Source organism: Paenibacillus albidus (assembly GCF_014644435.1).
Classification (GTDB): Bacteria; Bacillota; Bacilli; order Paenibacillales; family Paenibacillaceae; genus Paenibacillus_AQ; species Paenibacillus_AQ albidus.
In genome coordinates, this window is sequence record NZ_BMKR01000026.1 from 18,958 (window position 1) to 30,650 (window position 11,693).

Genomic DNA, 11,693 nt, shown 5'->3' on the forward strand with positions numbered 1-11,693 from the left:
CTTGACTGGCTTAGCTGTCGCCTCTGTTCTCTAGTCTGACTGGCCCCGAGCGGAGGATAATATCTAAGTATGAGATAAACAATAACTGCTAATGAAATTATTACACAACTACCTGTGAGCATTCTCTTCTTCAACCTTCCTCTCTGTGTTAAAGCAAGGGGCGGAGTATACGCTTGGTGTAATTCAATATCAGGCGACGCGGCAGAAAACGGGGCAATTGTGCCAGCATGTAGTTATTACATAGACAGCCATAAAGGGAACGGGCTGGAAGGCGGTCATAGAAGCAATATTGATCACCAATCCGCTAAAAACTCAAACATTTCGACTAAAAGGATAAAAAGTCTTTGCTCAAGAAGCTATTGGAGCCGAGCACCGCCGAAAAAAAGCTGCCGGTATGCTGCGGCTCCTATCAAGTGATGGCCTGGCTCTAATGCTGTCCCTTGTCCAGCGGCTTGGCAGGATCATTTTCGATTTCTTCTACAGCTTGAATAATTCTTTTGAGCTGCGTTACGACCGAATTCTCGCTTGTCAGCCAGTAATGAACCTCCGTCGCTTCCTTCCTGGAGTCCACAATTCCGGCCTGCTTCAGGATTTTCAGATGATGAGAAATCGTGGGTCTGGACATGGGTGATTGTTCAACGATCTGTGACACGTTCAGCCGTTTGGCGATCATGAACATCATAAGAATATCCTGTCTGACCGGATCGGCTATCGCCTTTAAGATGTCTGTGGATTGGCGAAGCTCATTCAGCAGCGCCTGTTTTTTTTGCAGCAATGTGCTATTGTCCCCGGTTCCTTGTGCCTCCGCCATAACAACCATCCTTTTCTAAAAAAGCTATCGATTAAATGTTTAAGCTTTTAATCATTTGAATGTAGTATAACCCATCTTCCTCAGCCTGAGCAAATAAAAACCACAGAGAAAAGTCTCTGTGGTCCACTCTTTATTCAAACTATGACACGAGTTTCAAGCCAAGAGACGCCCCCAAGATCATAGCGACAAAAACAAGCCGCTTCCAATCCCTGGCTTCCCCATATATAAACATCCCTATGAACGCCGCACCAACCGTACCGATTCCGGTCCAAATGGCATAGGCTGTCCCCATCGGAATGGTCTGCATTGCATACGTGAGCAGAATAAAACTCAAACCAAAGGTGAAGAGCATATACAGCAGCGCATCCCACTTTTTCTCGGATAAGCGTTTAATATTGATAACTCCAAATACTTCCATACAACCCGCTCCTACAAGCGCCAGCCAAGCCATAATCATTATCCTCCTTAATGCACAGTCTTCTCTTTATGTTTCTCTTGATCGCCAGTTACCATCTTCAAGCCGATAACGCCGATCAGCAGCACTGCGATGAGAATGATCTTTGATAGTTGGAAGGGTTCTCCAAATACGATGCTCTCCGCCAAAACAGTTCCTCCGGTTCCAATACCGGCAAACACTGCGTACACTGTTCCCACCGGAAGTTGCCGCGACGCCAGTACAATCAACAAAAAGCTAAGCGCCAAAGCCACCACTGTAATGCTCCATCCGACTATCGTCTCAGAATGCTTCAAACCGGACACCCAAAATATTTCCAAAATCCCCGATAGAAATACGTACAGCCAATTGCGGTTCATCTTCTAACCCTCCTTTCATTACCTAACGGTCGTTAGTTAGATTATGTTTTAAAATAATGATATTGTCAATAGTCTTTACAAAAAACCCCCTCGCTACAGCGAAGGGGCTTATAACTTTACTATTTTTCACCTTTGAAATGCTGTTACTGAATCCCTCTCCAAAAAATCGGAAGGATCGCCTGCAAACGCCTCTGATAAGGGTCCGCTCCCGCATAGATCAACTCCACCATGCATCCATCTACGATGGTTAAATAGCCGATTCCCACTTCTTCCGGCTTCTTGACCTGATTCCTAAGCATACGAATGAGGATGCGCTGCATATCCTGGACGAAGGGGTTCAGCAGACCCAGAATCTCCTGTTCCAGCTTGGCAGGGGGGAAAAACATCACCCGCAGCAAAAACTTCATCGTTTCATCCGTTTCATATTCTGTTTGGATCCAGTCAAAAAATCCTTCGAGCTTAACTTGGAGCCCCAGATGTTGATTAATTACAAAGTACTCAACAATACGTTTACGGATAGAAGTGCAGGCATAATTGGCGACGGACATGAACAAGTCATCTTTCCCCTTATAATGGGCATAAATTGAAGGTTTTTTGATGCCGACATCCTCGGCAATATTCGCCAGGGAAGCCCCCTCATAACCGTTGCGGGCAAAGTGTATTAATGCAGCATCACGAATATTGATTTCACTCATGAATTACCTACCTACTTTGCGAATAGTGTCAGCTGCCCCATTTCAGGGCGGCTTCCTTATATAGTAGCATTTGAGTGTAGATACTTCTAGTTTGCTCGCCGGATCTTAACTTCGTTTATTTCATTTTGAATTGCTCAAGCAAATTCTGCAGTTCCTGAACCATTGAACTTAATGATTTGGCGGAGGCTGAAACTTCTTCCATGGAAGCCAGCTGTTGTTCACTGGCTGCCGCAACACTTTGAGTCGCGTCTGACGCTTCTCCGGAAATTCGGGCAAGATCCTCCATTGTAGCGCTTATTTGCTGGGAGCCGGCAGACATTTGCTCGGAGACCGAAGATACCTCCTGAATTTGGTTAACGATTTGTTGAATTTCCTTTACAATGCCGGTGAATGCCTCTCCGGCGTGTTCCACAAGTACTGTGCTGGAATGCACTGCTTTTGTTCCGATTTCAACCGATTGTACCGCGGCTTCCGTCTCGCCCTGCATTTCTTCGATAATTTCCCGAACCTTCTCAGCGGAAAGTTTGGTTTGTTCGGAAAGCTTGCGAATTTCCGTAGCGACTACAGCAAATCCCTTGCCGTGCTCACCCGCACGTGCTGCTTCAATCCCGGCATTCAGTGACAGCAGGTTAGTCTGTGTGCTAATCCCGCTGATCACATTGATGATATTGCCTATATCGACGGAACGGTCTCTGAGCTGATTCATATGCACGGCCGTAACCAAGACAGAACGATTGGCTTCGTTCATATCACGGACTGCCTGCTGAATGATCTCATTCCCCTGCTCCGCCTGCCGTGAGGTATTCTGCGAAGCGTCATATAAACTGGACGAAGACTCAGAAATCCGCTGAATGCCAATAGCCAGCTCCTCAAGCGACCTGGCGCTTTCTTGAGTCCCCACAAGCTGAGTTTCCGCTCCAATTGCCACCTCTTGAATGGTATTGGCAATATCCTCAGCCACCGTACTTGTCTGGTCTGCACTTGCCGTCAGCTCTTCCGAGGTGGACGCGACATGCAAGGAATGTTCGGTTACTTTAGCCATCATTGTATTCAGAAGGTCACTTGTATCATTTAAATTTTCCGCCATCTTGCCAAACTCATCTTTCGTTTTCACCTCAATGGAATAGGTGAAATCCCCTTGAGCCAGGTGTTCGGCCATAGAATTAACACGTGTTGTATGAGCTGTCAAGTTACGGGTGTAGAGTAGAATAACCACTACAATCAGAGCCATTCCAATGATTAGAAACATTGCAGCTTGCAGCAGCAATGCATTTATCTTTTCTTTAAGCTCTTGATCCGGCAAAGCTACGGCTACGATCCAGTCTGTCTGCTCCAGCTTGGAGAAATAGACATGGACGAGCCCTTCAGAGGACGTATATGTTGCAGCGCCTTTTCCTTCTTGCAAAATAGTATTCGCTAAAGTCGACAGGGCGGGATCCTTATCCTCCTGAAGTTTCACCTTCATAATTTTTTCCGTCTGGGGTCCTGCCAGATAGGTACCGTTTTTATCGAGCATAAACGCCCATCCGCTGACACCTACCTCGGTCTCTGAGACAATTGTTTGCACAGTATCCAAATTAATGTCTCCGGCTGTCACTCCGATGAAACGTTGTTGATCATCATACACAGGAACAGACGCCGTAACCATGATTGACTTGGTGATTTCGTCGTAGAAAGGGTCAGTGTATTGTGTCTCTTTTTGGTTGACTGCAGTTTTATACCATTCTTTCGCTGGGTAGTTGTAGCTGGGATCATTATAGTCATGGGTAACAATAATTTGATTCTGCTCATGATAGGCATAGGAGGATACATACTTGATATTGTTGTTATATACATGGGGTTCAAAATAAACACCTACGCCGAAAGTATCCTTGTTCACGTCAAGCGTGTTCTTGAGAATCGCATCATAATCCTCCAGAGTCAGCTTGGTGTAGTGGCTTTGAATTGATTTCGCTATCGTTTCCGGTACTCTGCCATGAGAGGTTATCCGGTTCTGAATACTTTGGTTGGTATTTGCCAGCTGCTCCTGCATGCTGTTCTCCGTCTGCTCAAGCAAAAGACTATGGGATTTAAGGATAACGACCGAAGAGACTCCAATAACAATTACAAGAAGAAGCGGCATAATGAGAAATAGTGTTTTGGCTTTAATGCTCCTTATTTGCATCTAAATTGCCTCATTTCCATATTAAAATTAACAGCTTATGGTTATATATCGACACGGTTCGACATAATGATGAGTGGGATTTGTTAACACTTTTGCAGATAAACTCAGGATGGCCAAAACTACTTCGTTAGGACAAAAAGAATGAAACCAAGGCTCAAATCCATAATCAACGGTTGACTTGGGCCCGGCGACCATGGATCATTTAGCGGCTCCTGAGTCCGTTTGACCAGATAAATGAGCTGTTTTCGCGAAATAACGTTTCTCCGGTCCATTTGGTCTGCCACAATAGACCTTTCAGCTTCCCACTAAAAAAACGCCCCTTTAAGGAGCGTTTCAGAAGAGTTATTACTTTTAATCTATTCCTTTTTGTTTCTCCTAGTGAGAGAAGCGGAAGCAATTCGACGCGTTGGCTTTACAAGCAGGCGTACACGATATTTCTTAAACGCGGATGTACGAAAGGTTCCTGATTGTTCAGCAAATGCTGCGCATACATGACCGTAAGCTGCGAAGCCGGATCAATGATAGCCAGACATCCGGCTGCGCCGCTCCAGCCAAATTCGCCGAGCGGGCTCAGCGAGCCGCTGTTTGCTTTGTAGACATGGGTTCTGACGCCTAGGCCATAGCCATAACCTTTCAGTTGCTCCCAGGAGAAATCGCTGCGCATCTTCTCAGTCAAATGATCCGTCCGCATCAGCTCCACCGACGCCGGTGACAGAATGCGCACACCGTCCTGGCTTGTTCCCTGATGGGTAAGCGCATTCAGGAACAGGACGTAGTCACTTACGGTGGACAGCAGCCCCGCCCCGCCGCTCTCAAATTCCGTTCCAATCCGGAAACCGTTCCCGTCCCTCCGGACAGCCCTGTTCAATTCTTCGTTATATTCGTACTGCGGGGCCAGACGGTTTCGTTGCTCATCCGAGAGGTCGAAGCCTGTATCATGCATGCCCAGCGGCCCTGTAATTTCATCCCGGATATAGGTTCCGAATGATCTGCCGTCCACAACCTCGACGAGAGCTGCGAGAACATCATGGCACATACTATAACTCCACCGGGTACCCGGCTCGAATAGTAACGGCTCCTTGGCGAGTGCCTTCGCGAAGGCCCGTGTCGGCACCTTGCCGTTGGTGCTTTTCACTACTTCCTGGATAGAAGGCGATCCGATGTCATAGGAGAACCCGGCCGTCATGGTAAACAGGTCGCGCACCGTGATTGGCCTAATCGCCCTCTCAAGTTCGGTCCGGCCGCCCGGCAGCGTCTTGCTCACGGTCATTTCCGCGTATTCGGGCAGATAGGCCGACAGCGGATCATTCAGCAGAAGCGCTCCCTTCTCAACGAGCCGAAGTGCCGCTGTACACGTCATGATCTTCGTCATCGAGTAGATATTAATGATCCGCCCTTCATCGATTGGAGTCTTCTCTTCCAGGTTGACGTAGCCGTTACGGTAACGAAAAACCGTTTCGTTGCGATACCTAACAAGCACCTCGGCCCACGGAATACGCCAGGAGGTGATGTGGTCGATAAATGAAGATAGAGGCTTAAAGTCCATGATTCGCCATCCTTTATGTTAATATTCATATACCCTATATAGAATGAACTTGAGATTTGCGGTGAATGTTTGGACTTCCGGCCGCTGTTGTCGTAAGAATTTCTTGATGTATACCGCTATTCGCAGTGGAAATCCGGGGACAGCTTATACTTACGAGGCGAGCTTTCCTATGGAAAGCTTCGGGGCCGGCGCTATCCGCTCCTACAGTTCCAAAATCCCCCTCCGTTACTCTCACCTTCTTTTTTCATTTTTCAGTTCATTCTATATAAGTATATCTAGTTCCCCCTGGAACGGACAGATTCTGAAACGACTTTTAGTAGCACATTTTCGACCTTCTTGCCTGGCGGGTACAGATGTTTGCCCGTTACTTGGCAGTATGGTGAAGCGCCGACCGGTAGTCCAGAGGCGTCATTCCCTTGTTTTTTTTGAACAGTTTGCAAAAATAAGCGGGGCTTAGCCTTCCGACCTCGAAAGCGATTTGCTGCACCGATTTGTTGGAGTTCCCCAATAACACGCAGGCTTCGCGGATTCTTCTGGCTGTGACGTAATCTGTTAGAGATACCCCCGTGTATTGCTTGAACAGATGGGGCACGTAGTAGGATGAAAGATGCAGTTTCCCGGCCAACAGCTCCAGACTAAAGGGCTCCCGGAAATGGCCTTCAATCCAATCCATAATGGATTCGATATGAGCGGTTTTTTTGACGGACCAGCCTTCCGGTGAAAGCTCTGTATGGGGAATGACCGCCAGTTGAAGATGACGCAGCAAGGATATCAGAAACAAGATGCGGGCTTCTTCCTGCTCCTCGCCGGGTATAAGTACCGCCTGAACATGGCTCTCCATCACTCCCATCAGCCGGTTTTGCGCGAAGGTGAACCTGGGCGAAGACAAAGATCCCTTGGACAGAAAACGGAGAAACGCCTGAAGCTTGGGATAAGGGACCAGAAACGGCTCCAGGTACCGGGGATCGAAGGTCAGATTTGTGCGGATATAGCGGGCTTCATTTCCGCCGGGCACCTCCAACTTGTGCAGTTGGTAAGGCTGAAAGCAGAAGAGCGTGCCTCCTTCCAGTTCGTAGGAGCGGCCCTCCACCTCCACTGCCCCTTGCCCTTCATGGATAAACAACAACTCCAGACCCTGATGCGCATGAAATTTAAGAAAATGATCATCCAGCCACTCATCCCGGAAAGCAAGAAAAAAGCTGCTTTGACCGGGATCCATATGTTCAATATGAGCCACCAACTCTCCCGCCCCCACATCGCCATAATCGCAATTTGGTTATATTTTAGCACAACAGAGAATCATTCGTCCGGTTATATAATAGAGGCAGCATGATACCAAGAAATGGAGGATGCCGCCATGTGGGCACAAGCCATCGAAGAGGCCTTGCGTGTGGTTTCACAAAATATTGACCGGTTTGGAGACGAGTTCCCCCTTACCAGCACCCAGGGAAACCGGATCTACCGGCTAACCACGGGTAACGATTGGACCGAAGGCTTCTGGACCGGGCTGCTTTGGCTGTCTTATGAATACTCCAAGGATCCCCGTTTTCGGACTGCCGCCTTACAAACGTTGGACAACTTTCGAGAACGTCTCGGGCACCGGGTGAACCTGGATCACCACGACATCGGATTTCTATACTCCCTCTCCACCAAAGCCCATTGGATCCTGGAACGGGACGAAACCTCCCGGTCTACCGCCTTGCAGGCTGCGGATGTTCTGCTGGAAAGATGGCGCGACACCCCGGGAATTCTCCAGGCGTGGGGTCAAAGGGATGATCCCGAGAACGGCGGGCGCATTATCATCGATTGCCTGATGAATCTGCCTCTGCTGCATTGGGCTTATCAGCAAACCGGACGAGAGGTGTACCGTCAGGCCGCCGAGAAGCAAACGGCCGTAAGCCGCCGATTTCTGGTCCGCGGAGATGATTCCACGTACCATACCTTCTACTTCGATCCGGTGACCGGGGACTCCATCCGCGGCGGCACCCACCAAGGCAGCCGGGACGGCTCCACCTGGACTAGAGGGCAAGCCTGGGGCATCTACGGGTTTGCGCTTGCTTATCGCTATATCCGGCAACCCGAGCTGCTGGATACCTCCAAGCGGCTCGCCCGCTATTTTGTAGACCGGCTCCCCGAGGACGGTGTGGTGTACTGGGATTTTGACGTGCCGCAAACGAAGGAGACCAAACGGGACAGTTCCGCAGCAGCCATCGCCGCATCGGGAATGCTCGAGCTGGCCACTTTGCTTCCGGAGGGAGACATCGATCGGGAATGGCTGTCAACCGCTGCCGGGCGAATCGTTGCCTCCCTTGTTACTGGCTATTCCACGAAAGGAGAGCCCGATGCGCAAGGCCTGCTGAACCGGGGTTCCTACGCGGTCCGGCTTGATATGTCTCCCGACGATTATGTAATCTGGGGTGATTATTTCTATCTGGAGGCCTTGATGCGCTTGGAACGTGGAGTACCCGGCTATTGGTACGAGCGGGAATGACATTCTGGCTGCGGAACCCTAACAGGAAAGGACAGATGTACGCCTATGAACAACTCAACTGCACTCAACCAGCTCCTGCAAGTTGCGGGTGAGAGCATGGCGGTTAGCTGCCATGCTGTTCCGACATGGCAGATTCCCGGCTATTATTTCGATGCGGCCGGACATCTGGCGGCCAAACGTCTCATGGAGGCGGATGCCCAGGCCGCTTATACAACTGCGCTAGCCTACCGGTACACCGGCGAACCCGGATATGCGGACAAGGCGATCGAACTGCTCCACGGCTGGGCAACCGTCAATAAGGAATTGGCCGGTGATGACGGCCCCCTTGTCTCTGCCTATTTGGGCGTAGGCCTGATTCAAGCGGCTGAGCTTATCAACAACTATCCGGGCTGGCGCAAGGAGGACAAACATCTATTCGACTGTTGGATGACCGGGGTGTGCCTGCCCGAATGGGATCGTATTCCGCTCCGTAACAATTGGTGGAGCTGGAGCTTGTACGCCCAATTGTTCCTTTTTCGCTTCATGGACGACAAAGCCCGTTTTGCGGAAGAAGTCACCCATCTCAAGGAACATATTGACGATTCTGTTGCGGCTTCCGGATTTCTTCCAGAGGAAACAACGCGAGGACAAAAATCCATCTGGTACCACTATTTCGCTCTGGCTCCCCTTACGGCAGCCATGAAGGTGATCCATGACACTACTGGCGAAAATCTGTTCGACTGGACCTCTCCCGGTGGAAAAAACATCAAAACGGCACTCGATACCTTATTTTATTATGCCGATGGGCGCGTAGAGGAGTGGCCGTACGACAAAGAGCAGAGCTTCCCCGCACCGCTGGCAGCCGATACGTGGCCGCTGGATTTATTTGAAGCCATGTCCAAGGTTTACAAGGATCCCGAATATGAACGTTTGGTCTCTCCCTACCGCCCGATAACCGGCAATCTAAACATAAACAGCGGGTATTATCAATCCTACGCCTGGATTTTTCCGGAGCTGCATTTGTTTTTGAAGTAGCCTACAGGTGATCGCTTATGTGAACATCCGCTAACGAACCGTTGTTTGTTGGGGTCGCACTGCTTGCAGGAACGCTATCTGCACCGTCAGATTGTCGAGAAACCCAGGTCTTTTGGAGACCTCGGGTTTCTTTTTAGATTTTAGCGTATCTAGAATCGAGAAAACTGGGGGTTACCCCCGTTTTTCCAGGCGATCTATGCGCAAAGCCGTTTCATTAATATGCTGTTCAGGTACTTCGTTTGAAGCCTCTCTTAGCTCATCCTTACTGTGGGATTGGCATCGAAGAGTTTGTTCATTGCAAAAGAAAGATGATATTATGGCCCTGATACCACAATAAGCAGCAAGACCACTTAGCCATAATGTATAAAAAGAATTGGAGTGAAACTATTGATCAAGATACTCGTCGTAGAAGATGATAAACATGTAAGAAGACTTCTTGAAGCTGTGCTAAAACGCGAAGGATATTCTGTTGTTACTGCCGAAGACGGAGTTAAAGCTCTGGAGATCCTTGATTCGCAGCATATTGATCTAATCATACTGGATATCATGATGCCTAATATGGATGGTTATGAATTCGCTAAGGAAATAAGAGATGCCAATAGCTTGATCCCCATTCTTATGGCCACAGCCAAACATCTCCCGGAAGATAAGAAAAAGGGGTTCCGGCTTGGAACCGATGATTATATGACCAAGCCCCTTGATACCGAAGAAATGCTTCTTAGAATCCAAGCTCTGCTTCGCCGTTCCCAAATTGCAAGTGCCCGTAAACTGGTAGTTGGTAAAGTCATTCTTGATTATGACGCTTTGACGGTAACCCGGGAGGACGAGAAGCAAACCCTTCCGCAAAAAGAATTCTATTTGTTGTATAAGCTATTATCCTACCCGGACCGTATTTTCACCCGTATCCAGATCATGGACGAAATATGGGGCATGGAGAATGAAAGTACGGATACCACCGTTAATGTGCACATCAATCGTCTACGGAAACGGTTTGAAGCTTATCCGGAGTTTGAACTGGTTTCCGTTCGGGGTCTGGGATACAAGGCGGTGAGAAAACCATGAGCAAAATGAGTAACAAACTCAACAACAGAATCTCTCTTCCCATCTATTTCTCCCTTGCCGTATTCTTCATCTTTCTCATTACTGTTGTGATTACAGGGCTGCTGTTCTATTTTGCGCGTATTTTTGGCTTGTTGAATGAACACATTGCCCAAGATGGCACCTTGCTTCCCGTAATGACATTAATTGCCTGCACAATTATCGGTACCACGATATCGGCTGTCACAAGCCGGAAAATGGTAAAATCCATCCGGATGTTTATAGAAGCCACGGATCGGCTTGCCAGCGGTGACTTCTCCATGCGTCTTCAGCTCAAAAGCCCCCCGGAGTTTAAAATTCTGTCGGAGAACTTTAACCGCATGGCTGAAGAGCTTGGGGGTATCGAGATTCTGCGAACCGATTTTGTAAACAATTTTTCCCATGAATTCAAAACACCGATTGTATCTATCAAAGGATTTGCCGAAGTCTTAAAGAATGATGATCTTACCAAAGAGGAACGGGAGGAATATCTAGACATTGTCATTGAGGAATCGGCCAGACTTGCCTCCCTCGCCTCGAATGTCCTGGAGCTGTCCAAAATTGAGACACAATCGATTCTGACGAACAAAGGGTGGTTTAATGTCGGGGAGCAAATTCGCCAATGTGTGCTGCTGCTTGCTGCCAAATTTGAGAAGAAGAACCTGTCACTGAACGTTAATATTCAGGATTATGAACTCTCCGGCAACAAAGAGCTGTTAAATCAAGTCTGGCTGAATTTGTTGGACAACGCGATCAAATTCACTCCAGAGCATGGCGAAATTAAAGTTAGCATGGAGAAAAATGAAGATAGCATTGTGATTCTATTCCGTGACAACGGAAGCGGCATTCATCCGGAGGCTCTTCCCAGGATATTCGATAAGTTTTATCAGCAGGACACTTCCCACTCGACTGCAGGCAATGGTCTTGGATTAGCGATCGTGAACAAGATCATTCATCTGCACGAAGGAACGATTGCTTGCAGCAGCACCCCATCACAAGGGACCACGTTTACAATTACAATACCGAATGGACTTTGACTCAAGTCTTGAAAGAACTGAATGGTTCTTTCAGGGCTTTTTCTT

General features: G+C 48.4%; 11 protein-coding genes. 4 read left to right on the plus strand and 7 right to left on the minus strand.

The window, feature by feature from the left end; genetic code table 11:
• Positions 1-427: 427 nt before the first annotated feature.
• The 7 genes from IEY53_RS23770 to IEY53_RS23800 all read right to left on the minus strand — a co-directional run bounded on the left by IEY53_RS23770 (position 428) and on the right by IEY53_RS23800 (position 7,248).
• Positions 428-811, minus strand: a complete 384-nt coding sequence (locus tag IEY53_RS23770; RefSeq protein WP_189029472.1) for an ArsR/SmtB family transcription factor — start codon at positions 809-811, stop codon at positions 428-430.
• Positions 812-950: 139 nt separating this feature from the next.
• Positions 951-1,262 (minus strand): DMT family transporter, encoded by a 312-nt coding sequence (locus tag IEY53_RS23775; RefSeq protein WP_189029474.1) that lies wholly within the window; start codon positions 1,260-1,262, stop codon positions 951-953.
• 14 nt (positions 1,263-1,276) lie between these two features.
• Positions 1,277-1,624, minus strand: a complete 348-nt coding sequence (locus tag IEY53_RS23780; protein ID WP_189029476.1) for a DMT family transporter — start codon at positions 1,622-1,624, stop codon at positions 1,277-1,279.
• 143 nt (positions 1,625-1,767) lie between these two features.
• Positions 1,768-2,319, minus strand: coding sequence for a TetR/AcrR family transcriptional regulator (locus IEY53_RS23785; protein ID WP_189029478.1), 552 nt, complete (start codon positions 2,317-2,319; stop codon positions 1,768-1,770).
• A gap of 115 nt (positions 2,320-2,434) precedes the next feature.
• Positions 2,435-4,483 carry a methyl-accepting chemotaxis protein gene (locus IEY53_RS23790; protein WP_189029480.1) on the minus strand — a complete coding sequence of 683 codons (2,049 nt, stop codon included), beginning with the start codon at positions 4,481-4,483 and terminating at the stop codon, positions 2,435-2,437.
• Between the two features lie 412 nt (positions 4,484-4,895).
• The gene (locus tag IEY53_RS23795; protein WP_189029482.1) at positions 4,896-6,029 is read right to left on the minus strand and encodes a serine hydrolase domain-containing protein; all 1,134 of its coding nucleotides are present in this window, start codon (positions 6,027-6,029) and stop codon (positions 4,896-4,898) included.
• A 364-nt stretch (positions 6,030-6,393) separates the two neighbouring features.
• A complete protein-coding gene (locus IEY53_RS23800; RefSeq protein ID WP_189029484.1) occupies positions 6,394-7,248 on the minus strand; it encodes a helix-turn-helix transcriptional regulator in 855 nt (284 codons plus the stop codon).
• A gap of 138 nt (positions 7,249-7,386) precedes the next feature.
• Between IEY53_RS23800 and IEY53_RS23805 the strand changes: the two genes are divergently transcribed.
• The 4 genes from IEY53_RS23805 (at position 7,387) to IEY53_RS23820 (ending at position 11,648) form a co-directional block, all read left to right on the plus strand.
• On the plus strand, positions 7,387-8,520 hold the full coding sequence (locus IEY53_RS23805; protein ID WP_189029486.1) for a glycoside hydrolase family 88 protein: 1,134 nt from the start codon (positions 7,387-7,389) through the stop codon (positions 8,518-8,520).
• A 45-nt stretch (positions 8,521-8,565) separates the two neighbouring features.
• Entirely contained in the window at positions 8,566-9,534 is a 969-nt protein-coding gene (locus IEY53_RS23810; protein ID WP_189029488.1) for an alginate lyase family protein, read from the plus strand.
• Between the two features lie 387 nt (positions 9,535-9,921).
• Positions 9,922-10,596, plus strand: a complete 675-nt coding sequence (locus IEY53_RS23815) for a response regulator transcription factor (RefSeq protein ID WP_189029490.1) — start codon at positions 9,922-9,924, stop codon at positions 10,594-10,596.
• Positions 10,593-11,648 (plus strand): HAMP domain-containing sensor histidine kinase, encoded by a 1,056-nt coding sequence (locus IEY53_RS23820; protein WP_189029492.1) that lies wholly within the window; start codon positions 10,593-10,595, stop codon positions 11,646-11,648. Before IEY53_RS23815 ends, IEY53_RS23820 begins: the two co-directional genes overlap by 4 nt.
• Positions 11,649-11,693 lie beyond the last annotated feature (45 nt).

Bases quoted from the DNA above. Each gene is read 5' to 3' on its own strand.
- IEY53_RS23810 (WP_189029488.1), top strand. From the start codon at position 8,566: ATGAACAACTCAACTGCACTCAACCAGCTCCTGCAAGTTGCGGGTGAG.
- IEY53_RS23785 (WP_189029478.1), bottom strand. From the start codon at position 2,319: ATGAGTGAAATCAATATTCGTGATGCTGCATTAATACACTTTGCCCGC.
- IEY53_RS23790 (WP_189029480.1), bottom strand. From the start codon at position 4,483: ATGCAAATAAGGAGCATTAAAGCCAAAACACTATTTCTCATTATGCCG.
- IEY53_RS23780 (WP_189029476.1), bottom strand. From the start codon at position 1,624: ATGAACCGCAATTGGCTGTACGTATTTCTATCGGGGATTTTGGAAATA.
- IEY53_RS23805 (WP_189029486.1), top strand. From the start codon at position 7,387: ATGTGGGCACAAGCCATCGAAGAGGCCTTGCGTGTGGTTTCACAAAAT.
- IEY53_RS23775 (WP_189029474.1), bottom strand. From the start codon at position 1,262: ATGGCTTGGCTGGCGCTTGTAGGAGCGGGTTGTATGGAAGTATTTGGA.
- IEY53_RS23820 (WP_189029492.1), top strand. From the start codon at position 10,593: ATGAGCAAAATGAGTAACAAACTCAACAACAGAATCTCTCTTCCCATC.
- IEY53_RS23795 (WP_189029482.1), bottom strand. From the start codon at position 6,029: ATGGACTTTAAGCCTCTATCTTCATTTATCGACCACATCACCTCCTGG.
- IEY53_RS23800 (WP_189029484.1), bottom strand. From the start codon at position 7,248: ATGGATCCCGGTCAAAGCAGCTTTTTTCTTGCTTTCCGGGATGAGTGG.
- IEY53_RS23770 (WP_189029472.1), bottom strand. From the start codon at position 811: ATGGCGGAGGCACAAGGAACCGGGGACAATAGCACATTGCTGCAAAAA.